The 23,473-nt window shown below is 72.4% G+C and carries 21 protein-coding genes and 1 pseudogene; 14 read left to right on the plus strand and 8 right to left on the minus strand.

Annotated features, from left to right (window positions below; translation table 11 throughout):
* Positions 1-170: 170 nt before the first annotated feature.
* Entirely contained in the window at positions 171-563 is a 393-nt protein-coding gene (gene trxA, locus ACFVST_RS26995; protein WP_390156199.1) for a thioredoxin, read from the minus strand.
* A gap of 163 nt (positions 564-726) precedes the next feature.
* Here trxA and ACFVST_RS27000 point away from each other — a divergent pair, with 163 nt between their 5' ends.
* Positions 727-2,190, plus strand: a complete 1,464-nt coding sequence (locus ACFVST_RS27000) for a dihydrolipoyl dehydrogenase family protein (RefSeq protein WP_390156200.1) — start codon at positions 727-729, stop codon at positions 2,188-2,190.
* A 25-nt stretch (positions 2,191-2,215) separates the two neighbouring features.
* On the opposite strand, the gene ACFVST_RS27005 is transcribed toward ACFVST_RS27000, so the two are convergent.
* A complete protein-coding gene (locus ACFVST_RS27005; RefSeq protein ID WP_390156201.1) occupies positions 2,216-2,617 on the minus strand; it encodes a tetratricopeptide repeat protein in 402 nt (133 codons plus the stop codon).
* A 100-nt stretch (positions 2,618-2,717) separates the two neighbouring features.
* Between ACFVST_RS27005 and ACFVST_RS27010 the strand changes: the two genes are divergently transcribed.
* On the plus strand, positions 2,718-3,683 hold the full coding sequence (locus ACFVST_RS27010) for a pirin family protein (protein ID WP_390156202.1): 966 nt from the start codon (positions 2,718-2,720) through the stop codon (positions 3,681-3,683).
* A gap of 74 nt (positions 3,684-3,757) precedes the next feature.
* Here ACFVST_RS27010 and ACFVST_RS27015 read toward each other — a convergent pair whose 3' ends face one another.
* Positions 3,758-4,015, minus strand: a complete 258-nt coding sequence (locus ACFVST_RS27015; protein ID WP_390156203.1) for a hypothetical protein — start codon at positions 4,013-4,015, stop codon at positions 3,758-3,760.
* Between the two features lies 1 nt (position 4,016).
* The gene (locus ACFVST_RS27020) at positions 4,017-4,994 is read right to left on the minus strand and encodes an SDR family NAD(P)-dependent oxidoreductase (protein WP_390156204.1); all 978 of its coding nucleotides are present in this window, start codon (positions 4,992-4,994) and stop codon (positions 4,017-4,019) included.
* A gap of 216 nt (positions 4,995-5,210) precedes the next feature.
* Between ACFVST_RS27020 and ACFVST_RS27025 the strand changes: the two genes are divergently transcribed.
* Genes ACFVST_RS27025 through ACFVST_RS27035 form a run of 3 tightly spaced genes read left to right on the plus strand, consistent with a single transcriptional unit; the run spans position 5,211 to position 7,133 of the window.
* Positions 5,211-5,897 carry a HemK2/MTQ2 family protein methyltransferase gene (locus ACFVST_RS27025; protein ID WP_390156205.1) on the plus strand — a complete coding sequence of 229 codons (687 nt, stop codon included), beginning with the start codon at positions 5,211-5,213 and terminating at the stop codon, positions 5,895-5,897.
* Positions 5,881-6,102 carry a CDGSH iron-sulfur domain-containing protein gene (locus ACFVST_RS27030; RefSeq protein ID WP_390156206.1) on the plus strand — a complete coding sequence of 74 codons (222 nt, stop codon included), beginning with the start codon at positions 5,881-5,883 and terminating at the stop codon, positions 6,100-6,102. Before ACFVST_RS27025 ends, ACFVST_RS27030 begins: the two co-directional genes overlap by 17 nt.
* The gene (locus ACFVST_RS27035) at positions 6,099-7,133 is read left to right on the plus strand and encodes an iron-containing redox enzyme family protein (RefSeq protein WP_390156207.1); all 1,035 of its coding nucleotides are present in this window, start codon (positions 6,099-6,101) and stop codon (positions 7,131-7,133) included. Before ACFVST_RS27030 ends, ACFVST_RS27035 begins: the two co-directional genes overlap by 4 nt.
* 305 nt (positions 7,134-7,438) lie before the next feature.
* On the opposite strand, the gene ACFVST_RS27040 is transcribed toward ACFVST_RS27035, so the two are convergent.
* A complete protein-coding gene (locus ACFVST_RS27040; RefSeq protein ID WP_390156208.1) occupies positions 7,439-7,816 on the minus strand; it encodes a hypothetical protein in 378 nt (125 codons plus the stop codon).
* A 207-nt stretch (positions 7,817-8,023) separates the two neighbouring features.
* A complete protein-coding gene (locus tag ACFVST_RS27045; protein WP_390156209.1) occupies positions 8,024-9,343 on the minus strand; it encodes a lipase in 1,320 nt (439 codons plus the stop codon).
* A gap of 117 nt (positions 9,344-9,460) precedes the next feature.
* Here ACFVST_RS27045 and ACFVST_RS27050 point away from each other — a divergent pair.
* The 6 genes and pseudogenes from ACFVST_RS27050 to ACFVST_RS27075 form a co-directional block, all read left to right on the plus strand.
* A pseudogene (locus ACFVST_RS27050) lies at positions 9,461-9,628 on the plus strand (pirin family protein); the annotation flags it as partial.
* A 1,060-nt stretch (positions 9,629-10,688) separates the two neighbouring features.
* Entirely contained in the window at positions 10,689-11,444 is a 756-nt protein-coding gene (locus tag ACFVST_RS27055; protein ID WP_390156210.1) for a response regulator transcription factor, read from the plus strand.
* Positions 11,445-11,645: 201 nt separating this feature from the next.
* On the plus strand, positions 11,646-12,401 hold the full coding sequence (locus ACFVST_RS27060) for a TrmB family transcriptional regulator sugar-binding domain-containing protein (RefSeq protein ID WP_390156211.1): 756 nt from the start codon (positions 11,646-11,648) through the stop codon (positions 12,399-12,401).
* 189 nt (positions 12,402-12,590) lie between these two features.
* Positions 12,591-13,010, plus strand: coding sequence for a hypothetical protein (locus ACFVST_RS27065; RefSeq protein WP_390156212.1), 420 nt, complete (start codon positions 12,591-12,593; stop codon positions 13,008-13,010).
* On the plus strand, positions 13,007-13,750 hold the full coding sequence (locus ACFVST_RS27070; RefSeq protein WP_390156213.1) for an IclR family transcriptional regulator: 744 nt from the start codon (positions 13,007-13,009) through the stop codon (positions 13,748-13,750). Before ACFVST_RS27065 ends, ACFVST_RS27070 begins: the two co-directional genes overlap by 4 nt.
* A gap of 416 nt (positions 13,751-14,166) precedes the next feature.
* A complete protein-coding gene (locus ACFVST_RS27075) occupies positions 14,167-16,017 on the plus strand; it encodes a BTAD domain-containing putative transcriptional regulator (RefSeq protein WP_390156214.1) in 1,851 nt (616 codons plus the stop codon).
* A 12-nt stretch (positions 16,018-16,029) separates the two neighbouring features.
* On the opposite strand, the gene ACFVST_RS27080 is transcribed toward ACFVST_RS27075, so the two are convergent.
* Positions 16,030-16,284: a DUF6269 family protein gene (locus ACFVST_RS27080; protein ID WP_390156215.1), complete on the minus strand. Its 255-nt coding sequence runs from the start codon at positions 16,282-16,284 to the stop codon at positions 16,030-16,032.
* 245 nt (positions 16,285-16,529) lie between these two features.
* Here ACFVST_RS27080 and ACFVST_RS27085 point away from each other — a divergent pair, with 245 nt between their 5' ends.
* Positions 16,530-18,608, plus strand: a complete 2,079-nt coding sequence (locus ACFVST_RS27085; protein ID WP_390156216.1) for an ABC1 kinase family protein — start codon at positions 16,530-16,532, stop codon at positions 18,606-18,608.
* 26 nt (positions 18,609-18,634) lie between these two features.
* Here ACFVST_RS27085 and ACFVST_RS27090 read toward each other — a convergent pair whose 3' ends face one another.
* The gene (locus ACFVST_RS27090) at positions 18,635-19,858 is read right to left on the minus strand and encodes a cytochrome P450 (protein WP_390156217.1); all 1,224 of its coding nucleotides are present in this window, start codon (positions 19,856-19,858) and stop codon (positions 18,635-18,637) included.
* Between the two features lie 272 nt (positions 19,859-20,130).
* Between ACFVST_RS27090 and ACFVST_RS27095 the strand changes: the two genes are divergently transcribed.
* Both ACFVST_RS27095 and ACFVST_RS27100 read left to right on the plus strand, forming a co-directional pair.
* Positions 20,131-20,901, plus strand: a complete 771-nt coding sequence (locus ACFVST_RS27095) for an ABC transporter ATP-binding protein (protein WP_390156218.1) — start codon at positions 20,131-20,133, stop codon at positions 20,899-20,901.
* Positions 20,901-23,429 carry an ABC transporter permease gene (locus ACFVST_RS27100; protein WP_390156219.1) on the plus strand — a complete coding sequence of 843 codons (2,529 nt, stop codon included), beginning with the start codon at positions 20,901-20,903 and terminating at the stop codon, positions 23,427-23,429. Before ACFVST_RS27095 ends, ACFVST_RS27100 begins: the two co-directional genes overlap by 1 nt.
* Positions 23,430-23,473 lie beyond the last annotated feature (44 nt).

Here is a 23,473-nt window from a genome sequence, read left to right on the forward strand (position 1 = left end):
CCGCCGCGCCCACCCGTCCGGGGTTCGCATCGAAGGGCTGGTTCTCACTGGTGGTAGTCACGCGCTCAACCTAACCTCCGGTACGCCGCAGGGGCCGCCCGGGGGAGCGAACCCCGGACGGCCCCTGCCAACATCCGCCGCACACAAGGCGGTTGGGCCTTCGGCGGCTCTCAGGCCTCGGCCTGACCGCCCTGCTGCGCGGCCTCCGCCTCCGCGATCGACTTGCGGACCTGGTCCATGTCGAGACCGCGGGCCTGCCCGATCACATCGTCCAGCGCCTCCTGCGGCAGCGCCCCCGGCTGCGAGAACACCGCCACCTGGTCCCGGACGATCATCAGCGTCGGAATGGACTGGATACCGAAGGCCTGCGCCAACTCCGGCTGCGCCTCCGTGTCGATCTTCCCGAAGACCAGATCCGGATTGGCCTCCGCGGCCTGCTCGTAGACGGGCGCGAACTGGCGGCACGGACCGCACCACGACGCCCAGAAGTCGAGGAGGACGAATCCGTTCTCGGTGACCGTCTGGTCGAAGTTCTCCTTGGTGAGCTCCACGGTGCTGCTCATGTGCTGTCTGCCTCTCCCTGGTGGGCGGTCCGGCCGGCATCTCCGGCCGCGCTGGCGGTCGCCCGTCCGGCGCGGCCGGTCCGAACAACCGTCCCACCCCCGGACGTATTCCGGCTGCGTACCCGTGTGGCCGCGGCGCACACCTGCCACCACACTGGGCCCCATGACGGAAGCCAGCGAAGCCACCGTGACCACCGAGGCCGACCCGACCGAATACGACGTGGTGGTGCTCGGAGCGGGCCCGGTGGGGGAGAACGTGGCCGAACGGGCCCGCGCCGGAGGCCTCAGCGCCGCCGTCGTCGAGAGTGAACTCGTCGGCGGCGAATGCTCGTACTGGGCGTGTATGCCGAGCAAGGCGCTGCTGCGGCCGGTCGTGGCACGGGCCGACGCACGCCGCGCCCCCGGGCTGCGGCAGTCGGTGCGGGGACCCCTGGACGTACCCGCGGTCCTCGCCCACCGCGACGCCTTCACCTCGCACTGGAAGGACGACGGCCAGGTCGCCTGGCTGGACGGCATCGGCGCCCCCCTGTACCGCGGGCGCGGCCGCCTCACCGGGCCGCGCGCCGTATCGGTCACCGCACCCGAGGGCACCACCACCCGCCTCACCGCCCGGCACGCCGTCGCCGTCTGCACCGGCAGCCACGCCGTGCTGCCACCGCTCGACGCGCTGGCCGAGGTGCGGCCCTGGACCAGCCGCGACGCCACCAGCGCCGAGTACGTCCCCGCACGGCTGCTGGTGGTCGGCGGCGGCGTCGTCGGCACCGAGATGGCCACCGTCTTCCAGGCGCTCGGCTCCCAGGTGACGCTGCTGGTCCGCGGCGAGCGGCTGCTGCCCCGCATGGAGCCCTTCGCCGGCGAACTCGTCGCCGAAGCCCTCACCGAGGCCGGCGCCGAGGTACGCACCGGCACCGAGGTCACCGCCGTCACCCGCGACGGCCCCACCGTCACCGCCACCCTCGGCGACGGCGAGCGCGTCGAGGCCGAGGAGATCCTCTTCGCCACCGGCCGCGCCCCCCGCACCGACGACCTCGGCCTGGAGAACATCGGCCTGGAGCCCGGGAGTTGGCTCACCGTCGACGACAGTTGCCGCGTCCTCGGCCACACCTGGCTGTACGCCGTGGGCGACGTCAACCACCGCGCCCTCCTCACCCACCAGGGCAAGTACCAGGCACGTATCGCGGGCGCCGCCATCACCGCCCGCGCCCAGGGCGTACCACTGCTGGAGACCGACCGGTGGGGCGCCCACTCCGCCACCGCCGACCACGACGCCGTACCGCAGGTCGTCTTCACCGACCCCGAGGCCGCCTCCGTGGGCCTCACCCTCGCCGAGGCGGAACGCGCCGGCCACCGGGTCCGCGCCGTCGACCAGGACCTCGCCGCGGTCGCCGGCGCCGCACTCTACGCCGACGGCTACCGCGGCCGGGCCCGCATGGTGGTGGACCTCGACCGCGGCATCCTCCTCGGTGTGACCTTCGTCGGCCCCGGCATCGGCGAACTCCTCCACTCCGCCACCCTCGCCGTCGCCGCCGAAGTCCCCCTGGACCGCCTCTGGCACGCGGTCCCCTCCTACCCCACCATCAGCGAGGTCTGGCTCCGGCTCCTGGAGGCGTACCGGGACGGGAGTTGAGGGGCGGCGGCAGGTCGGGACCAGCTCAGCGGGCGTCCCGGGGGAAGGGGAAGTCGCCGTCCAGGGCCGCCGCGGTCCGCAGATAGCGCACCGCCTCCGCGTCCCGCCCCAACCGCTGGAGCGTCCGCCCCAGCATCAACTGCGCATAGCCCTCCACCGGGTCCAGCTCCAGCACCTCCCGCAACTCCCGCTCCGCGCGGCCCAGTTGAGCCGAGTGGTAGTAGGAACGCGCCAGCAGCAGCCGCGCCGCCACCTGCCGCGGCTCCGCCTCCACCAGCCCCCGCAGCACCACCGCGGCCGCCGCGTACCGCCGCTCCCCGAACAGCCGCCCGGCCCGCTCCCACCGCTCCGCCGGCGTCCCACGGTCGTAGTACGCGAAGGGCGCCCGCCCCTGCTCTTCCCCGCGGCTCTCGAATCCGTACTCCACGTGACACCTCCTCTGTGCCGCCCAACAGGGGCACCGCGGCACATATTCCACCCCCTCGGGCCGAATGACGCGCCGCCCGCCGAGGGCTAGGTTGTCAGCCATGAGCAACCTAGAGCGTGCGGCCGTCCCGTCCCTCTGCGGCGGCCGCGGATTCGTCGTCCCCGAACCGGTACGCGAGCTGCTCAGCCCGCGCCGGGTCCCCCTGGGCGAGTCCACCGTCGTCCGCCGCCTGCTGCCCAACCTCGGCCGCCGCATGGTCGGCGCCTGGTGCTTCGTCGACCACTACGGCCCCGACGACATCGCCGACGAACCCGGAATGCAGGTGCCGCCCCACCCGCACATGGGCCTCCAGACGGTGAGCTGGCTGCACGAGGGCGAGGTGCTGCACCGCGACTCCCTCGGCAGCCTCCAGACCATCCGCCCGCGCCAACTCGGCCTGATGACCTCGGGCCGCGCCATCAGCCACTCCGAGGAGAGCCCCCGCCCGCACGCCCGCCTGCTGCACGGCGCCCAACTCTGGGTCGCCCTGCCGGACTCCCACCGCCACACCGAGCCCCACTTCGAGCACCACGCCGACCTCCCCCTGGTCACCGCCCCCGGCCTCACCGCCACCCTCATCCTCGGCACCGTCGACGGCACCACCTCCCCCGGCACCACCTACAGCCCCCTGGTCGGCGCCGACCTCACCCTCACCCGCGACACCGAACACCGCCTCCCCCTGGAACCGGACTTCGAGTACGCGGTCCTCACCATGTCCGGCGAAGCCCGAGTCGACGGCGTCCCGGTCCTCCCCGGCTCCATGCTCTACCTGGGCTGCGGCCGCACCGACCTCCCCCTGCACGCCCTCTCCGACACCACCCTCATGCTCCTCGGCGGCGAACCCTTCGAAGAGGAACTGATCATGTGGTGGAACTTCATCGGCCGCACCCAGCAGGACATCGAGACCGCCCGCTCCGACTGGATGGCTTCCCACCGCTTCGGCGAGGTACACGGCTACGCCGGCGACCGCCTCCCCGCCCCGGAGTTGCCGCCCGTACCGCTGAAGCCGCGCGGTAGGACTCGCTGACCTGCGGGGATGCGTATAACTCATGCCTCACATGCATCGCTGACTTTACTGACGGGTCCTCAATTCCTGTTGAGCTATCCGATCTGCCTCGACCCGGCCGGAGACCCGTGTCGGCGCAGCGCCGTCCCGAGGCGCCGGGGGGTCTCCAACTGCCGTGCACGCGCGGTCCATTGGCCCCCCTCCAGGTGGGGAGCGGTCATACGTCCGGCGCCGAAGTCCCGGCGCACGTCCAGGTCCAGCCGGAGCCGTTCCGGATCGACCACCGCGGCCCGCTCACCGTCCGCCAGTACGGCGTCGTCCCGCAGGACCCGGGGCGGGCGGGTGGCGGTCATGTCAGGTGCCCGATCCGTCCCGGCCCGGCGCGGACGGCCGCTGGTTGTAGGCGTATGACGCCCGGTCGTTGAGCGCGCTGCCCCAGCTCTGCAGGCGGGCGGCGAGACCGCGGGTGGGCGGGTGGACGGTGTCTCCCTTGCCTAGTTCGGTGTGCCCTGCGGGTGCCGGCAGGAGCCGGGCGGTGAGTGAGGTCAGGCGGATGGTGGCGGATGGGGCGATGCCGTGGGCCGCACCGGCCGCCTTGGCGAGTGGGGTCAGGACCAGCCGGGTGCGGCGGTGCCCGACGGCGGACACGATGCGTTCGGCGGCCCGCTCGGCGTTCATGGAGAGGCCCGGTGTCCCCGCGAGCGCGGAGAACCAGCCGAACTCCTTTCGCCGGTCGCCGCCGAACTCGGCCTGGAGATGGGATCCGGTGCGCATCAGACCGGGGTGGACCGTGGTGACGCTGACGCCCTCTGCGGCGAGTTCCGCGTTCAGTCCCTCGCCGAGCGCCGCCACGGCCGACTTGGCGCACGCGTACGGCAGCAGGTGCGGCGGGGTGACCAGTCCGCCGACCGAACCGATCAGGGCGAGCCTGCCGCCGTGCGGGCTGCGGCGCAGATGCGGCAGCGCCTCGTAGGACGTGTGGAGGGCGCCGCCGAACATGGTGTTCATGGCCTCCTCGAACTGTCCGGGGGCCAGGTCCTGGGCCGGTGCGACCTGGATGACCCCGGCGTTGGCGATCACCACGTCGATCCCGCCGCACGCCTCCGCGGTGGAGCGGAGCAGTTCCCGCACCGCGGCCCGGTCACGGACATCGCACACCGCGGTGCGGACGCGGTGGCGGCCGCGGTCCCGCAACAGCCGGGCGCCCCGGTCGAGTTCGGACCTGTCCCGGGCGGCGATGGTGACCTGCCCACCGCGCGCGGCGAGCGCGTCGGCCAGCAGCAGCCCCAGACCACGGGACCCGCCGGTCACCACCGACGTCAGCCCGGTCATGGCGGATGCGGAGAGCAGAGACGACACGGCGGTACTTCCCTTCCTCGCCCGGTGGTCCCCGCCGAGTGCCCAAGCCCGTACGCCTCACGCGCCTGCGCTCAGGGCACGGCCGCCGGTGGCGTGCTTAGCCGCCGCACAGGGGGTACGCGTCAACGGCTGCCGGTACCGCGTCGGCCCCGGCGCCGCCCACCAGGCCTTCAGAGATGGGGTTGCTCCATGACCGCTCCCACCGTTCAGGCCACCGGACCGGCGCCGCCCGTGATCACGCTGCCGGGTGTGTACCACCCGCAGACCGACACCTTCCTGCTCGCCCGCGCCCTCCACCGGGAGAACATCCGCCGGGGCATGGACGTCCTCGACGTCGGGACCGGCAGCGGCGCCCTCGCCATCTGCGCGTCCCGGCTCGGCGCCCGGGTCGTCGCGGTGGATGTGGCGCGCCGGGCGGTACTCGCCGCCCGCCTCAACGCGCTGCGGGCACGCAGCCGCGTCACGGTGCGCCACGGCGACCTCTTCGCCCCGGTCCGCGGGCGGACCTTCGACCTGGTCGTCACCAACCCGCCCTACGTACCCGCCCCGTACCGGCCACCGAGCCGGCACGGGGCACACCGCTCCTGGGACGCGGGACCGGACGGGCGTGCCGTGGTGGACCGGGTCTGCGCCGGCGCTCCGCGGGCCCTGCGCCCGGGCGGTGTGCTGCTGATGGTGCACTCGGGCCTGTGCGGGAGCGGGGACACCCTGCGCCGGCTGGCACACCAGGGCCTGCACGCCGAGATCCACGACCGGGCACGCATCCCGTTCGGACCGGTACTGCGCTCCCGCCAGGACTGGCTGCGAGAACGCGGACTGGCCGAAGTGACCGAGGACCACGAGGAGTTGGTGATCATCCGTGCCCGGCGACCCTGACCGGATCTGCCGTCTCACCCTGCCCGCGGACGGGCCCCTCCTGGTGCGCGGACCGGTGGAGGTGACCCTCGACGACGGCACCGTCGCCACCTCCGACCGGTTCGTCGTCGCCGTCTGCACCTGCCGCCGCAGCCGCACCTACCCGTGGTGCGACACCAGCCACCGCCGCCGCACCCGGCCCGCACGGAAGGCCGACCGCCCATGACGAGCCACCCCGCGACCGCGGCCCCCGCCCTGCCACGCCCTCGCGGTCCGCTCTCCGCCGCGGTCATCACCGCCCTCACCACCTCCGCGCGGCCCCACCCCACCCCCGACCGTCTCCGGCCCCACCTCGCCGCCCCCGACCCGTACGGCGACGACCTGCAACTCGCCCTCTATGTGCTCTACGAGCTCCACTACCGCGGCTTCGCACACGTCGACGCGGACCTCGAATGGGACCCCGGCCTGCTGTCCCTGCGCCGCGCCCTGGAGACCGTCTTCGAGTCGGCCCTGCGCACCGGCACCGGGCCGGCGCAGAGCGTCGACGAGGCGCTGGGCGGGCTGCTGGTGGAACCGGCCGGACACGACCCGGACAGCGTGAGCCACCACCTCCAACGCGAGGGCACCCACGGGCAGTTGAGCGAGTACGCCGCACTGCGCTCCCTCTACCACCTGAAGGAGGCCGACCCCCACCTGTGGGCCGTGCCCCGCCTGCACGGCCGGGCCAAGGCCGCCCTGGTCGCCGTCGAGTACGACGAGTTCGGCGCCGGACGGGCCGAGGACGTCCACGCGCACCTGTTCGCCGAGCTGATGGCGGACCTCGGCCTCGACAACGCCTACGGCCGCTACCTCGACGCGGCCCCCGCCGCCGCCCTGGCCACCGTCAACCTCATGTCCCTGTTCGGCCTCCACCGCGCCCTGCGCGGCGCGCTCGTCGGGCACTTCGCCACCCTTGAGGTGACCTCCTCACCCGCCTCCGCCCGCCTCGCCGAAGCCCTGCGCCGAACCGGCGCCGGACCGGCCGCCGTCCGCTTCTACACCGAACACGTCGAAGCGGACGCCGTACACGAGCAGGTGGTACGCCGCGACGTCATCGGCCAACTCCTCACCGACGAACCCGAACTCGCCCCCGACATCACCTTCGGCATCCAGGCCACCCTCCTGCTGGAGAACCGCCTCGCCACCCACCTCCTCACCGCCTGGCGCTCCGACCACAGCCCCCTGCGCATCCCGCTCTCCGGAACACCTCCACCATGACCCAGGCACCGGGCCCCGCGGTCTCCAGTCACGGCCTCAGCAGTGTCTTCACCATGCCGTCGTCCTTGGCCTGGAAGGCCCGGCGAACACGTTGGGGTGCACCAGCATCGCCACCCGGTGGTCGTCGCCGGGCAGTTGGCGCTCGGCGCTGCGTACAACAGACGAGCAGGAAGCTTCCCGGCCCCCACGACACTTTCCTTGCACACCTCTTGCGGCGGCCTTGCCGTGAGGTGCGGGCGCTGCGTGAGCACGACGACGAGGGCGGCGTCCGCCGCTACGGTGTCGCGGAGGCGGACGCGGGCAGCTCACCGGGCGTGCGAGCCCACCTCCGCCGTCGGCTGCTTGCCAGGGGCATCGTGCGAGTCGGTGCCACCGTTGCCGGTCAGCAGCGCGAGGACGAGCAGCAGAAGCAGCAGCACGCCACCCCCACCCACCGCGACGGCACCCGGCCCACTGACGCGCCGGACGTGCGGGCGGACGTATGAGCCGTCGCGGCGGTAGTGGCCACGGACGTGTGTGGTGGCGGCGCCTGCCGTGGCGGCCCTCGGGCGGGGCACCGTGGTGCGGAGCGCGGGGGCCGGAGCCGGGCTGGCGAGCCGGTTGGCCGCCGAGCCCCTGGGCCGGCGGGTGTGCGGGCGGACGTACGAGCCGTCGCGGCGGTAGTGGCCACGGACGTGCGGCATCCGAAATCACCTCAGGTAGGCCGAGTCGAACAGGACGAAGATCACACCCAAACCGGGCATCGGGAAGACGCTACAGCCCCCCACTGACAGTCCCGGCTCGCTCAACTCCCTTGCCTGCGACCTATGTTGGTGAGATCTCGCCCGAAAGGAGGTGCCGGATCAAGCAGCATGGCGGGGCGGGAGTTCTGTCCCCTGGTCACGCGGCCCTCAGCGGAGGGTGGCGAACCAGCGGATGATGGCCGGGGTGGCTGCGGTGTTGGAGCCGAGGTGGCGGGAGCCTTCGTGGTCGACGGGGCCGAGGTCGGTGATCGGGGCGGGTACGCCGTGGGTGCGGAGGGCGGCCTGGCAGTGGGTGGTGTTGGTCGTGACGGCCTGTTCGTCGCCGCCGGACAGGTAGAGGCGGATCGGGGCGCGGGGGGTCCAGTCCGTGCAGACGGCGTCGGTGGTGCGCAGTGCCGCGGCGAAGGGGCCCGTCGGGTGGGCGAGGAGGGAACGGCCACGGGCGGTCAGCAGCCTGTCGAGGCTGTCGGGGGTGCCCTCCATGAGTTGCCGCCCGGTGTGCGCGCCGTCGAAGAGGGCCTCGACGGTGGTGGCGTACGGGGCCCGGAACACGTCGGCGGGGCTGTCGTAGATGTGGTGGAGGCGCTGGAAGGCGACCAGGGTGTACGCCGCGTACAGCACGCTCGATTTGGGTTCGAGTCGGCCTTCCGTCAGGGCGGGCAGTTCGGCGCCGCTGAAGTCGTACGCGCCGCTGACCGGGGCGAGTGCGCCGAGCCGGAACCACCGGTCCTCGCCTGCCTGGAGGGCCCGGCCGAGTCCGAGTGCGGCCGAGGCGCCCTGCGAGAAGCCGGTGACCATGACCTTCCGTTCCAGCGTGTGCCCGGTGCGCGGGGCGAAGGCGCGGGCGGCCCGCAGCATGTCGAGGGACGCGGTGGTCTCGGAGCCGATGTCCATCCAGGGGTGCAGGCCGGGGCCCTTGCCCATGCCGAGGTAGTCGGGTGCGATGCCCGCGGTGCCCGCCGACGCGTGGGCGATCACCGGCGCGGACACGAAGTCGGCGCGCTGCATGGACGGCGAGTCGTCCTTGTGGCTGCCGGTGCCGTGCGCGAAGGAGACCGCCCGCAGTTGTCTGTGGTGGTCGAGCGGTACGACGAACAGCCCGCTGGCGGTGGTGGGCCGGCCGTGCGGGTCGACGGTGCGGTAGACGAGCCGGTAGGCGACGACGCCGTGGCGGACGGTGCCGCTGCCGAAGCCCGCGGTGTGCAGTTCGGAGGCCACGGACCGCGGGGTGGGCAGGGTGTACAGCTTCTCCGCGGAGACCAGGGCGCCGCGGCCGGTGCCCCACTCCCCGTGGTGCGCTGTCCCGGCCTGGGCCTGGGCCTGAGCGGCGGACGCCGTGGCGGCGGTGGCGGTGGCCGTACCGGTCAGCAGCAGGCCGCAGCAGAGGGCCGCCGTCGCTGCCCGGAGGCCGGGGCGGTGCCGGGTCGCCCGGTGCGGGGATGGTGGGGCCGGTGCGGGGATGACCACGAGTTCCTCCAAGCAGGGTTCGGGAAGTCCACTTCAGCCTCACGTGGCGGGGGCTGTGACGCACTGGTGCTGGCCCCCGGGGTCCTTCTGGTGCCCGCACCCCTGTCCGGTTGCTTGCTCATGTGGTGGAGCTTCATCGGCCGCGCCCAGCAGGACATCGAGACCGCCCGCTCCGACTGGATGACTTCCAACCGCTTCGGCGAGGTACACGGCTACGCCGGCGATCGCCTCCCGGTCCCGGAACTGCCGCCCGTACCGCTGAAGCCGCGTGGTAGGACTCGCTGACCTGTGCGGACGAGCCTCGTAGGTCTCGTGCCGAGGTCGTGTGTGACGGTGCTCGATGATCATCTGTGCGCACGCGCCAGGCCGCAGAGTAGGGCCGCCCGGAAGACGGAGGAATTCTGTGGGCCGCTGGGGGGGGAGCAGCACCGCAGTCCGTGTCGCCGTAATCCGATGAGCAACTCCCTTGATTTGCCAAGGAGTTGGGGGGATCTGGTTGCGGTGGCCGTCTGGCGCGCTGCCGTGGTGGTGCCTCAGTCCGGAGTTCGGGTGGTTCAGGGTGGCGTGAAGCAGGAGGTCGGTGATGGTTCGCTGGTGCGGGATGTCCATGGTTGTCCCCGGTGCCGGGGCGGGCGGCGGGCGCTGCGGCCCCGGGCGTGGGGGACGTGCGGTCCGTGCGGGGGTGCCGGAATTCCGTGGGCGTGAATGCGGATGCAAACATATTCGTTCTCGGGCCGTGTATTCCGCGGAAGAATGGCGGAAAGAGTTCGCCGGGGAATTCAGGCGGCCCCACCGGTCGACATGCTGCGTTTCGGCCGCCGTGAGTTGTTGACGGTTGTGCTCGCAACGGTGCTCACCGAGCGCGTCGACGGTGAAGGGGTGTGCCGGTGATGCGGCATGTTCCTGTGGGGCGCGTGATCACGATGTGAACATAGGCGGATCTCTGCCCGCAGTGTGGAATGCGTGACCGCTTGCGGACAGTGATGTCGCGCAGGGTGGTTATGTGGATGCGAGGAGTAGTCAAGGGGTGGAGTTTCGAATGGGTTTGGGGGATGGGTGCAGCTTGCTGACAAAAGCGGACGGACGGCGTCGGGATGCTTGCGTTTTCGGCCAATCGGCGTGATGGATTAATTGGACGATGCGGGAGTGGTGACAGGTGTGTTGACTTGAGGATTTGGCTTGTCGTAGTGTCTCGGCCCTAATAGTCAACCGCTGGTGTTGTATTTTCGGGAATAAATTCCACCTGCCGGAACCCCATGGGGCAAGTCGGACGTGTCGACGTGGAGATCCCACGTGGTCCGAACCGGACAGGGGTTCACGTGCGTGGGGGGACGTCGTGTCGGAAGTGACAATTCAGCAGGTACATACAGGTGCGGCGGAGGCGGCGTACAGCGATCACGCCTCCCGTGTCGAGCAGGCACTGTTACAGGCGGGTGCGCTGATCGACAGCACCGTCTCGTTCCACCGGCGGCGGCCGCCGAACTCCGTTCCGGTGGACCGCGCGGACGGCACGTCGACCGGGGAGGTGCTCGGGCCCCTCGTCTCGGGAGCCCGGTACACCGTGAGCGTGATGCTCACCGAGCCCGGAGAGTTCACCGACACGGTGATGCGGATGCTCGCCACCGTGCCCGCGCAGGTGACGGTACGGGTGCTGTGCACCGCCGAACTGGCCGACTCCTTACCGCTGGTGTCCGTCGGCGGTCTGCGGATCCGGGGTGCGGTGCGGGTCTCGCGCAGCGAACTCCGTGCCATCGTTGTCGACGGCACCGCCGCCCTGGTCCGCGCGGCGGAGGGGCGGTCCCTGGTGGTGCACGACGCGGCCACCGTCCGCGCACTGGAACTCTTCTTCGCCACCGCCTGGACGCGCGGGCGCGGGCTCGGTGACCGGCTCCAGCTCAGCCCCCGGCTGCGCACCGAACTCGTCCGGCAGATCCTGGAGCGGCTGCGCGCCGGCTGCACCGATGAGACGGCGGCACGTGAACTCAATGTGTCGTTACGCACCTACCGGCGCTATGTCGCCGAGATCATGCGTGAACTGAACGCCCACTCCCGCTTCGAGGCCGGCTACCGGGCCGTCGAGTCGGGACTGCTGTCGAAGTAGCGGCCGTGTCATCCGGAGTTGAGGCAGCCAAGGAGCATGGAGGACGACGTGCCCCAGAGACCCCAGAGACCCCAGAGAGAAGACGAGCCACAGCGGGACGAGGCCCAGAGGCACCAACCGCACGGACACCAACCGCAGAGACACCAACCGCAGAGACGCGAACTGCCGGGAGCGGCGGGGGCGCGGGGGGAAGACGACGAGTTGGAGAGCTCCCTGCTCAAGGTCCGGGCGCTGATCGAGACGACGGTGGCCCTGCATCGCTCCCGCAGCGACCAGGAGAAGATGATCACGATCATCTCGCAGGACCACGACGCGATGCTCGCCCAGGCGCGGGAACTCATCAGCGGCGCCCGGCACAGCATCGACGTCATGCACGCACGCGCGTGCGGGCCCGGCGAGCGGATCGAGCGCAGCGGGCGCGAGCTGATCTGCCACGCCCGTGAGGGGGTGAAGGTGCGGCTGCTGTTCAACCCCGAGATGGTCGAGGAGGACTATGTGCGCGAACAGCTCGACGGGCAGCGGCCGGTGGCGATCCGGGTCACCCGCGTCCCCCCGCTCCAGGCGCTGATCGCGGACCGCGAGACCGCCCTGGTGGTGGCCGTCTGCGCGGTGGGCTTACGGGCGTCGCTGATCCGGGCGCCGGAACTGACGCACACCCTGTGCACCCTCTTCGAGAACGTGTGGACGCAGGCCGTGCCCGCGGGGGAGCGGCTGGTCTTCGGTGACCGGCACCGGGTGGCGCTGGCCCGGCGCATCCTCGGCACGCTGCACGCCAGTGTCACCGACGAGGTCGCCGCCCGGGAGCAGGGCATCTCGGTGCGCACCTACCGGCGGCATGTCGCGGACATCATGGCGCTGCTGGGCGCCAACTCCCGCTTCCAGGCCGGGGTCCGCGCCGCCGAACTCGGACTGCTGCCGGCGTCGAGCCGCTCCGGCTCCGCCCAGGGCCCGAGCTGAGCGCGCGGACTCACAGGGCCAGTCTTCACCCCCCAGCGGCACCCGGGCATCGGATGCCATCGCATATACCGCGGCAGGCCTGTGCGGGGCCTGCCGCGTCCAGGGTGGCAACTTCTTGAAAGTCGCGTTGCCGCCCTTGCGCCGGGGCCAGTTGGATGTGGGGCCAGCCAGTAGGAGAAAGGCGGGTCCATGAGCGGAGTACCGGTCGCGTTGGTCTTTCCCGGCCAGGGAACGCAGCAGCGGGGGATGGGCGAGCCCTGGCGGGACACCGCCTCCTGGGCCCTCACCGAGGAGATATCCGCCGCCACCGGGGAGGACCCCGGCCGACTCCTCCTGCGCACACCGGGCGAGCAGCTCCGCCGCACTGACCTCGCCCAACTCGCCGTGTTCACCTGGGTGTTCATGGCCCACGCCGAAGCGGTGCGCGCCGGGACGCTGGGCGGGCCGGTCGTCGCCTGCGCCGGCGCCGTCCTCACCGAGCCGACCGTCGCCCTCACCGCACCGGCAGCCCTCACCGCACCGGCAGCCCGCGCCGCACCGGCAGCCCTCACCGCACCGGCAGCCCGCGCCGGATCGGTGGCCCGTACCGAAGGGGTGCCCGCGCGATGAGTGTCACCGTTCCTCAGCGGGCACCGGTCAGCGGTATCGGGGTGCTGGACAAGGCGTCGACGCTGCTCGCCGTGGTCGAGGGGGGTCCGGCGTCGCTGGCGGAGCTGATCGAGACCACCGGTTACCCCCGTCCCACGGTGCACCGCATCGCTTGCGGTATGGAGCAACTCGGCCTGCTCGCACGGGACTTCCAGGGCCGGTTCACGGTGGGGCCACGGCTGGGGAACATCGCCGTGGAGGCCTGCCGGGACCGGCTGGCAGCGGCGGCCGCCTCCGCCCTGGAGGACCTGCACGCGCTGACCGGGCTGCCCGCCCGCCTCTTCCGCCGGCACAGCGCCCTCCAGGTCTGTGTGGCCACCTCCGGCGACCCGGGCGAGGTGCTGCCCGTCGGCTCCGCCCGCCCCGCCTCCGCGGGGCCGGTCGCCCAGGTCCTGCTGGCGTGGGAGGAGCCGGAGACCCTCTACGAGGGGCTGACCGGCGCCCGGTTCACCGCGGGACATCTGGCCGTGGTCCGGCGGCGCGGCTGGGCCGAGGGTCCCGATCCGATGGCGCCGGGGGAGGTCTGCACCGCGGTACCGGTGTGGGCGGCCGGGAACCGGGTGGTGGCGGCACTGGCGGTCACCGGCCCCGCGGCCCGGATGGCGAGCCCGCGCCGCCGGCTGCTCGGTGCCGCCATCGACGCGGCCACCGAGATCGGCGACCGGCTGAAGAGGGCGCGCGGCGGCCGCGGCGGCGAGTAGCGGGTGTGCCGGACGGTCGCTCCGGCCCCCGCCGCCCCCGCACGGCCGCGGAGTCCGCGGCAAGGTGCCATGACACCTTGTGGCCAAGGACGTTGGGCGGGGCGTGACGGGCTGCGAAAATCATGGTGGGACGCGCCCCGGGGCCTGTCTTCGCCCTCCCGGCGTTGCCCGGAGGGCGGCCCCGCGTCGTCATGGGGGTGCTCCCTGCTGGAACGGAGTGGGGAGCGTGGGGGAGAACGGCATGGTGCGTGGACCGGATGACGGGGGGAGTCGGTGATGACCGTGGGGGAGCGGCTCGGCGGACTCGGGGCGGGGCGCGGCGGTAAGCCGGCGCACCGGGCCCGTACGCGGCGCCGTACTCGTACAACTCCCTTGCTGGGGGCGGGAGTTCGCCGGTTTCAGTGGAGGAGACCGCGATGGGCGGGATGGACTTCAGAGTGCTCGGCCATGTGTCGGCCCGCAGTGGCGGCGGCACCGTCGCACTCGACGGCGACAAGCAGCGCACCGTGCTGGCGGCGCTGCTGCTGGCCCGGGGCACCGTCGTCACCGACGAGCGGCTCAGCACCCTGCTGTGGAGCTGGGACCCGCCCGCCGGGAGCACCAAACAGCTCTACACCTACGTCTCCCGGCTGCGCACCCGCATCGGCGGCGCGGTGTCCCTGGAGCGGACCGGCCGCGGCTACCGGCTCGACATCGGCGACGCCTTCTTCGACTGGGCCGCCTTCCACGACTTCACCAGGACCGGTGCCGCCGCACTGCGCGCCGGACGCCATCCGGAGGCCGAACGGCGTTTCGCGGCCGCGCTCGCCCTGTGGAACGGGCCGGTGCCGACCGGGGTGACCGAGCGGTTCGCGGAAGCGGAGGGGCAGCGGCTGGTGGAGGCCCGGCTGGCCGCCCTGGAGGATTACGTGGAGGCCGCGCTCGCCACCGGAGGCCATGCCGAGGCGGTGCCCGCGCTGACCCGGGAGGTGGCCGAGCACCCGCTGCGGGAGCGGCTGCGCGGCCAGTTGATGACGGCGCTGCACCGCAGCGGCCGGCAGGCCGACGCCCTCGCCGTGTACGAGTCGGGCCGCCGCATCCTCGCCGACGACCTCGGGATCGACCCGGGCACGGGCCTGCGCACCCTCCACCGGGAGATCCTCACCGGCACCCTGTTCTGCCCCGGCGCCCGTACCACCGCCGCGGAGCCGGTGGGCACCGGCGTCCTGCCGCCCGCGGACGGCGGGCCGGGGCCGGTGGCCGGCGCGGTGGTGCGGAAGGCGACGGTGCCGGCCCAAGTCCCGCCCGCCCCGGCGGACTTCACCGGGCGGCACCGGGAGGCCGGGGAGGTGGTCGGGGCGCTGCGCGCACAGCGGGACGTGGTGATCACCGGAGCACCGGGAACCGGCAAGTCCGCACTGGCCCGGCATGTCGCGGAACGCTGCCGCGACGCCTTCCCCGACGGCCTGCTCCACGCCGACCTGGGCGCCGCCGGACCCGCCCGCACCCCCCAGGAGGTGCTCGGCTGGTTCCTGTGCGCCCTGGGCACCGCCCCGGCCGAGCTGCCGCACACCCTGGACGAACGCGTCCAGCTCTACCGGACCAGCTCCGCGGGCCGACGCCTGCTGGTCGTCCTGGACGGTGCCGTGGACGACGCCCAGGTACGCCCGCTGCTGCCGGGGGCCGGGGAGAGCCGCACCCTCGTCACCGGTGTCCGCGCCTCGCTGGGCTCCCTGGAGGGCACCCGGCTGGTGCGTCTGGGACCGCTCGCGGCGCCCGACGCCGTGGGGCTGCTCGCCGCGGTCGCGGGCCCGGAGCGGATCGCCGCGGAACCGGACGCCGCCGCCCGGATCGCCGAACTCTGCGACCGGACCCCGCTCGCCCTGCGGATCGCGGCCGCCCGGCTCGCCGCCCGGCCCCACTGGTCCGCCGCCCGGCTCGCGGCCAGGCTGGAACCGGAGGAACGCCGCCTGGGCGAGCTGAAGTTCGGCAGCCTCGACGCCGCGGCGGGCCCACGCGCCGTGCTGCACGCCCTCTCCGGTGAACTGCGGCGGGCCTTCACCGCGATCGCCGCGGTCGGGCCCCGGCGGCTCACCGCCACCGGGGCCGCGCTGCTCCTCGGCACCGGAGCGGAGGACGCGGAGGAGATCCTCGACCAACTCGCCGACGTATGGCTCCTGGAGGGCCACACCCCGGCGGGTGGCCACTGGCCCCACTACCGCGTCGTCCCCCTGGCCCGACTGGCCGCCGCCGTCCGCCCACCGGCCCTCACGGCCGTCTCCGAATAACGCGGTCCGGGCTCAGCCGCAGCCGCCCGCGTGGCCCTCGTCGAAGGTGCGGGTCTCCGGTGGTGTGGCGAACTCCTCGCGCTGCGAGGCGAGTTCGACCAGGGTCTCCACGTACTCGGTGAGCAGCTTCACCGACGGGTCGGTGGTGTCCTCCGGGGACGCCGCCTCCGGTACGGTCCGCCGCTCCTGCTCCGCCCGCTGCTCGATCTCCGACAGAAACGCGAGCGGGTGCCGCACCCGGTCGGGCGGCGTCTGGTCGTCGTACACGGTTCCTCCTCCGCTGCCGTGGACCGGGGCCCCTCCGGGCCCCGGGGACAGCATGGGCGGCACGGGGATACAGAAGACCGCCGCTTTCTTGGGGCCGCCGTACGGGAGTCCGCAAGCCGCGATACAGGTCCCGTACAGACCGCTCGGGTACCGCGCCGGTTGCAGCAAGCTGCCACACCTCTGGGGCCTGGGGCGCCGCGCACCTAGGGTCGGCGCGGCGCTTCGCCTACCGAGGGAGGGGTCCGATGACATCGCAGGCCGTGGACTTGCTCAGCCGGTTACCGCTCGTCGTGCTCGTCGCCGCGGTGGCCGTGGTGCTGCTGCTGGCCCTGGCGGTCGCCGTCTCCACCGCCTCCCGCCGCCTCCTCGGGATCAGCGTGGGACCGCTGCGGATGCTCGGCGCCGGGTCCGCCGGGGTCGCCAGCCTGGTGCTGTACGGCAATCTGCTGCCCGTCGACGAACGCGACCTGGGCGCGCTGTCCACCCTCCAGATCCCCCTCGCCCTCCTCGCGGCGATGCTGACGCTGGTGGTCCTCGAAGTGTTTGTGCCGTACGGGAGTTGGGCCCGGCCCTGGCAGGCGGTGCGGGGCCTCGGCGACCGGGTGCGCAGGACCCGCCGCTCTGTACAGATCAGCCGCGTCTTCATGCGCAACGGCCTCGGCCGGGTGCTGCGCGGGCGCGGCGGCTGGGACCGGGCGATGCGGCCCGGACCGTTCGGCGAGCAGTCGGCCCGCTCGGCCCGGATCGCCCTGGAGGAGTGCGGCGGGGCGATGATCAAGCTGGGGCAGTTGCTCTCCACCCGGCGCGATCTGCTGCCGCCGCACTTCATCGAGGAGCTCAGCCGGCTCCAGAGCGAGGTGCCGCCCGCACCGTGGCCCGAGGTGGAGGCGGTGCTGCGCAAGGAGCTCGGGCGGCCCGTCGCCGAGGTGTTCGCCGGTATCGACCGGGTGCCCCTCGCCGCCGCCTCCGTCGCCCAGGTGCACCGGGCGCGGCTGCGGGACGGTTCGACGGTCGTGGTGAAGATCCAGCGGCCCGGGGTGCGGGAGACGGTCGAGCGGGATCTGTCCATCGTCCTCGCGATCAGCCGCGGTCTCCAGGGCAGGGTCCGCTCGGCGCAGGCGCTGGGCCTGCGGGAACTCGGCGACGGCTTCGCCCAGTCCCTCCGCGAGGAGCTGGACTTCCGGGTCGAGGCACGCAACTCGCTCGCCGTGGCCCGCGCCACCGGCGGCTACGCGGAGCGGGCCGGGGTCCGCATCCCGCGGGTGCACTCCGAATACACCTCGGCACGGGTACTGGTCCAGGAGTGGCTGGAGGGCGTCACCTTCGACCGGGCCGCGGCCACCGCCGAGCGGGAGGGGTACGACCGGCAGGAGGCGGCCCGTACCGTGTTCGCCGCGATGCTGCACCAGATCCTGGAGGTCGGTGTCTTCCACGCCGATCCGCACCCGGGGAATCTGCTGCTGCTGGCCGACGGGAGGGTCGGGCTGATCGACTTCGGTTCGGTGGGCCGGATCGACGCCTCGGCCCGGCTCGCCATCCGCGAACTGCTGCTCGCCGTCGACCGCGGTGACCCGGCCGGACTGCACGACGCGCTGCTCACCCTGCTCGGCACCCGGGCGACCAGGCATGAGGACACCCTGCCCGGGCCGCTGCTGGAGCGGGAGTTGGGCCGCTTCATGGCGGTGCACCTGGGGCCGGACGCCCAGCCGGACACCGAGATGTTCACCGCGCTGTTCAGGACGCTGACCCGGTTCGCGCTGTCGGTGCCGCCGGAGATCGCCGCCGTCTTCCGGGCGCTGGCCACCGTCGAGGGCACCCTCACCCGGCTCGCCCCCGAGTTCCACCTGCTCCAGGAGGCGCGGTCGTTCGCGGTGGGATCGCTCACCGGCCGCTTCCGCCCCGGCGCGTCCGGCAGCCGGTCCGGGGGCGCGGAGGGCGCCTCGGCCGCGCAGGCCGCGTCGTCTCTCCTGCACGGCGCGGCACAGGAGTTGCTCCAGGTGCTGCCCATGATGCGCAGGCTGCCACGCCGGGCCGAGCGGATCAGCGCCGCCCTGGAGGAGGGCCGCCTCGGGGTGCGGGTGCGGGTGCTCGCCGACGAGCGGGAGCGGCACTTCGTGTCGGGCCTCATCCACCAGGTGACGATCAGTCTGACCGGCGCCTGTCTGGGTCTGATGGGGGTGATGCTGCTGGTGTTCGGCACCGGCAAGGGCCCTCATGTGACGCGCCATGTCGAGCTGTACCCGGTGATCGGCTACCACCTGCTGGCGTTCAGCGCGATCCTGATGCTCCGGGCCCTGTACACGGCGCTGCGCCACCCCGGTTGACCTGGGGCGGCGCAGCGGACACGGCCTCAGCCGCGGAGCAGCACCGGTAGCGCCTTCAGTGGGCGGACGACCACGTTCTGCTCGTACTCCAACCGGTCCGGCTCCACCGCGAGATGAACGTCGGGGAAGCGTGTGAAGAGGCGCCGGGCGGAGACCTCGGTGATGACCTTCGCCAGATGCGCCCCGGAGCAGTAGTGGATGCCGTGCCCGAAGCTGAGGTGGGCGGGCTTGGGCCGGTCCAGGTCCAGCAGATCGGGCCGGTCGGGGAACTGGCCGGGGTCGCGGTTGGTGGACAGCACGCAGATCACGACGACCTCGCCGGCGGGGACGGTCACCCCGCCCAGCTCGACCGGCTCGGTGGTGACGCGCTGGAGGGCGTTGCCGATGGGGCCCACATAGCGGATCAGCTCGTCCATCGACGCCGTCCACCGCCCCGGCTCCGCCATCAGCCGGGCACGCTCCGCCGGGTGTGTCAGCAGCGCCGCCAGCACCCCGCCGACCAGGCTGGCGGTGGTGTCGTTGCCGCCCGTCATCAGGGCGAAGCCGGTGGAGAGGATCTCGGTGCTGGTCAGCCGCCGCTCCGGGTCGGCGTGGATCAGCGCGGACAGCAGGTCCTCGCCCGGCTCGCGTTCCTTGCGGGCGATCAACTCCGCCATGAAATCCGACAGTTCGCGGATGGTGCGCTGCAACCGCCCGGACGGGTCGGTGGGCGAGTAGGACCTGAGCGCCGCCGACCAGCGCAGGAAGTCCGGCCAGCTCCCGGACGGTACGCCCATCAGCTCCGCGATGGTGATGACCGGCAGCGGATCCGCGTACCCGGTGACCAGATCGGCGGGCGCCTCGCCGTCGACGCCGTCGAGGAGACGGTCGGCGATCTCCTCCACCCGGGGGCGCAGCGCCTCGGCGCGGCGCGGGGTGAACGCGAAGCTGATCGCGCGGCGCAGCGGGGTGTGGCGCGGCGGCTCCAGATTGGCGAGGTGGTTGGCCTCCTCGGGCGGCGGCGACATCGGGCACCCGGTGCGCTCGGCCATCAGCCGGTAATGCACATGGATATCGCGGCTCAACCGGGGATCGGCCAATGCCGCCCTGGCGTCTTCGTAACGGGTCACCACCCACGCCCGGTTGCCGTCGGGGAAAGCCAACTCCCTTACCGGGCTTTCCTTTCGAACGTGTTCCAGAATCGGATAGGGATTCTGGGTGAACTCATTGGTGAGCATCCAGAACTTGGAAAGGGTCCGCGTGGCCGCCATCCTCTGACCTCCGTAGCGCAGCGCGGGGCTAGGCCGGACACGACCTACCGCTGATCCCTGGGCACGCTAGGGGGCTCTGCCGTTCGGCGCAGCACTGGTTTCAAGAGTTCAATCCGTGCTCGGAGGGGGGTGCCGCGGTGGGGAGCATCTATGCCGTTCGGCAGATGCGGACGCCTCCGCGCCGCTCTTAGGGTGCCGACCACAGCCGGACACGGTGCACAGTGCTCCGGTCATGGACCGTACTCGAATCGACCCGTGTAGGGGAGTGAGTCATGACCGCGACCATTTCGGCTTCGACCAAGCAGCAGGTCGCCGCGCGCGCAGTCGGGGTGAAGAAACTGTATGGCGAGGGAGAGGCACAAGTCGCAGCACTGCGTGGGGTGGACGTCGAATTCGTCGCCGGTGAATTCACCGCGATCATGGGGCCTTCGGGCTCCGGGAAATCGACCCTCATGCACACCCTGGCTGGCCTGGACACCCTCACCGAGGGCGAGGTCTTCATCGGCGACGCCAAGGTGAGCAGCATGACCGACAAGCAGCTCACCAAGCTCAGGCGGCAGCAGATCGGTTTCATCTTCCAGCAGTTCAATCTGCTGCCGACGCTCACCGCCGAGGAGAACATCCTGCTGCCGTTGGCGATCGCCGGGCGCAAGCCGTCCAAGGACTGGCTGGACCGGGTGGTGGACACGGTGGGCCTCGCGGAGCGCCTCCACCACCGGCCCGGTGAACTCTCCGGCGGCCAGCAGCAGCGCGTGGCCTGCGCCCGCGCACTGGTGTCCCAGCCGGAGGTCATCTTCGCCGACGAGCCCACCGGGAACCTGGACTCCACCTCCAGCGCCGAGGTGCTCGACTTCCTGCGGGACTCGGTGCGCACCCTCGGCCAGACCATTGTGATGGTCACCCACGACCCGCGGGCCGCGTCCTACTCGGACCGGGTGGTGTTCCTGGCCGACGGCCAGATCGTGGACGAACTCCGTGAGCCCGACGCGGACTCCGTCCTCGACAAGATGCGGCTGCTCGACAACCTGGCCCGGGTGGCGTGATGCTGACCGCGACCCTCAAAAGCCTCCTGTCGCGCAAGCTGCGGCTGGTCCTCTCCGGCCTCGCCATCGTCCTCGCGGTGATGTTCGTCTCCGGCGCCATGGTCATCAAGGCCACCCTCAACCAGTCCATAGACGCCCAGTTCAACGGCGCCTACCAGGACATCGACCTCTATGTGCAGCACCAGCCCAAGGTGTCCTCCGGTTCCGCCGACGATCCGGCGGCGGTGCCCCCGGTGGACCAGGCCGTCGTCGACAAGGTGGCGGACGCCCCCGGTGTGGCCCATGCCGGAGGGCTGGTCCTCGCCGAGGGGGCCCGCGCCATCGGCAAGGACGGCAAGGTCGTACCCGGCACCGGCGGCCCCCGCTACGGCGGCAGTTGGCGCGGCGAGAGCGATCTGGTGTCACTGCGCGGCGGGAGCGTGCCGCACCAGGACACCGAGGTCGCCATCGACGCGGGCCTGGCGAAGAAGGCCGGGTTCACGCTCGGCGACCGGATCGGTGTACTGACCGACGAGCCCCGCCGCACCTTCACCGTCGCCGGGATCTTCGGCTACTCCGGCCACCGGGACTCCATCGGCGGCGAGCAGACCGTCATCTTCAACGAGCCGGTCGCGCAGCGGCTGATGCTCGGCCGGAGCGGCGCCTACTCCGGGGTGCGGGTCAGCCTCTCCTCCGGTACCACCGCCTCGGAGGCGGCGAGTGGCATCGGCAGGCAACTCGGCCCGGACTGCAGCGTCCTGACGGGGCGTGAGCTGGCGAAGAAGGCCTCGGACAAGTCCCGCGGCATCCTCGACATGATGGGCACCATGCTGCTCGGCTTCGCCGCCGTCGCGGTGGTCGTCGGCATCTTCCTCATCGTCAACACCTTCTCCATCATCGTGGCCCAGCGGATGCGTGAACTCGCCCTGCTGCGCGCCCTGGGCGCCAGCCGACGGCAGATGATCGGCTCGGTGCTCCTGGAGTCGTTCCTGGTGGGCCTGGTCGCCTCCACGCTGGGGCTGGCCGCCGGGATCGGCATCGGGGCGCTCGGCTCCGATCTGCTGGCCTCCTCGACGGACGGGCTGAAGGTGGGCTCGCTCGGCGTACCCGCGTCCGCGGTGCTCTCCGCCTACGCGGTGGGCGTCCTCACCACCATGCTGGCCGCCCTGCTGCCGGCCGTAGGCGCCTCCAAGGTCCCGCCCATCTCGGTGATCCGGGCGAGTGCGGCTCCCGAGGGGCGGCACCGCAAGCAGACCTGGACCGGTGCCGTCATGCTCGGGCTCGGCGCGGTGCTGCTGGTGGTGGGCGGTATGACGTCCACCCTGAGCGGCGCCCTGCTGGCCTTCGTCGGGGTCGTCCTGCTCACCCCGCTGGTCAGCGGCCCGGCGGTACGGGTGCTCGGCTCGGTGTTCGCGCGCTCGCTGCCCGGCCGCCTCGGCCGCGGCAACTCCGCCCGCAATCCCCGCCGTACGGCCATCACGGCCTCCGCGATGATGATCGGGGTCGCCCTGGTCACCGCCATCAGCACCATCGCGGTCTCCTCCGAGGACAGCGTCGGCCATGACATCCGGCACGATCTGAAGGCCGATCTGGTGGCCATGGGCGAGGCGGGCTCCGCCACCTCCGCGGCGATCGACCCGGCCGCACTGGAGAAGGCCGGCGCGGTACGGGGCGTCCACGAGGTCGCCGCGGTGTCCCTCGACACCGCCAAGGTCGGCAAGGACACCCAGACCGTCGCCTCCTGGCAGGACTGGGCCACGGCGCGCGAGGTGCTCGGCATCAAGGGCTCCGACGGCTCGGTGGGCAGCCTGGCCGACGGCACCGTGCTGATGAACAAGGGCACCGCCGACGGCAGCGGACTGAAGGTCGGCGACACCGTCCGCGTCCAACTCCAGCGCGGCGAGGCGCACTCCTACCGGGTCGCCGGGGTGTTCGCCGACTCGGCGCTCGCCAACGGCGTCGTCGTCCCCTGGGCCGACGCGCAGACCGGATTCCGCAGCAAGCAGCCGTCCCAGGCGTACTTCGAACTGTCGCACGGTGCGGACACCGAGCGGACCGGCCACCGGATCGAGGCCCTGCTGAAGGACAGCCCGGAGGTCACGCTGAAGACCCGGGACGAGGTCATCGAGATGTTCAGCGGCGGGTTCGCCATGATGCTGGCCGTGGTGCAGGCCCTGCTCGGGGTGGCGATGCTGATCGCCGTACTCGGCATCGTGAACACGCTGGCCCTGTCGATCCTGGAGCGCACCCGCGAGATGGGCGCCCTGCGCGCCATCGGCCTCAGCCGCGGCCAGACGGTACGCATGATCATGACCGAGTCGGTGGTGATCTCCCTGTTCGGCGCGGTACTGGGGGTGGTGCTCGGGGCGGTGCTCGGGCTGGCGCTCGCGCACAGCATGAAGGGCCAGGGTGTCACCCATCTCTCCCTGCCCTGGGGGCAGATGCTCGCCTATCTGGTGGGCGCCGGGATCGTGGGCGTCATCGCCTCGCTGATCCCCGGCCGGCGCGGAGCACGGCTCAACGTGCTCGCCGCCATCAGCGAGGCGTGAGCCGGACGGGCGGTGGCCGTGCCGCGGGACCATTCCCGCAGCAC

Source organism: Streptomyces sp. NPDC058045 (assembly GCF_042885635.1).
In the GTDB taxonomy this organism is placed as follows: Bacteria; Actinomycetota; Actinomycetes; order Streptomycetales; family Streptomycetaceae; genus Streptomyces.

What these genes read in the sequence shown, in the direction of transcription:
- ACFVST_RS27075 (WP_390156214.1), top strand. Translation starts at nt 14,167, where the DNA reads ATGGGCGGGATGGACTTCAGAGTGCTCGGCCATGTGTCGGCCCGCAGT.
- ACFVST_RS27035 (WP_390156207.1), top strand. Translation starts at nt 6,099, where the DNA reads ATGACGAGCCACCCCGCGACCGCGGCCCCCGCCCTGCCACGCCCTCGC.
- ACFVST_RS27025 (WP_390156205.1), top strand. Translation starts at nt 5,211, where the DNA reads ATGACCGCTCCCACCGTTCAGGCCACCGGACCGGCGCCGCCCGTGATC.
- trxA (WP_390156199.1), bottom strand. Translation starts at nt 563, where the DNA reads ATGAGCAGCACCGTGGAGCTCACCAAGGAGAACTTCGACCAGACGGTC.
- ACFVST_RS27090 (WP_390156217.1), bottom strand. Translation starts at nt 19,858, where the DNA reads ATGGCGGCCACGCGGACCCTTTCCAAGTTCTGGATGCTCACCAATGAG.
- ACFVST_RS27010 (WP_390156202.1), top strand. Translation starts at nt 2,718, where the DNA reads ATGAGCAACCTAGAGCGTGCGGCCGTCCCGTCCCTCTGCGGCGGCCGC.
- ACFVST_RS27095 (WP_390156218.1), top strand. Translation starts at nt 20,131, where the DNA reads ATGACCGCGACCATTTCGGCTTCGACCAAGCAGCAGGTCGCCGCGCGC.
- ACFVST_RS27020 (WP_390156204.1), bottom strand. Translation starts at nt 4,994, where the DNA reads ATGACCGGGCTGACGTCGGTGGTGACCGGCGGGTCCCGTGGTCTGGGG.
- ACFVST_RS27015 (WP_390156203.1), bottom strand. Translation starts at nt 4,015, where the DNA reads ATGACCGCCACCCGCCCGCCCCGGGTCCTGCGGGACGACGCCGTACTG.
- ACFVST_RS27000 (WP_390156200.1), top strand. Translation starts at nt 727, where the DNA reads ATGACGGAAGCCAGCGAAGCCACCGTGACCACCGAGGCCGACCCGACC.
- ACFVST_RS27100 (WP_390156219.1), top strand. Translation starts at nt 20,901, where the DNA reads ATGCTGACCGCGACCCTCAAAAGCCTCCTGTCGCGCAAGCTGCGGCTG.
- ACFVST_RS27070 (WP_390156213.1), top strand. Translation starts at nt 13,007, where the DNA reads ATGAGTGTCACCGTTCCTCAGCGGGCACCGGTCAGCGGTATCGGGGTG.
- ACFVST_RS27065 (WP_390156212.1), top strand. Translation starts at nt 12,591, where the DNA reads ATGAGCGGAGTACCGGTCGCGTTGGTCTTTCCCGGCCAGGGAACGCAG.
- ACFVST_RS27085 (WP_390156216.1), top strand. Translation starts at nt 16,530, where the DNA reads ATGACATCGCAGGCCGTGGACTTGCTCAGCCGGTTACCGCTCGTCGTG.
- ACFVST_RS27040 (WP_390156208.1), bottom strand. Translation starts at nt 7,816, where the DNA reads ATGCCGCACGTCCGTGGCCACTACCGCCGCGACGGCTCGTACGTCCGC.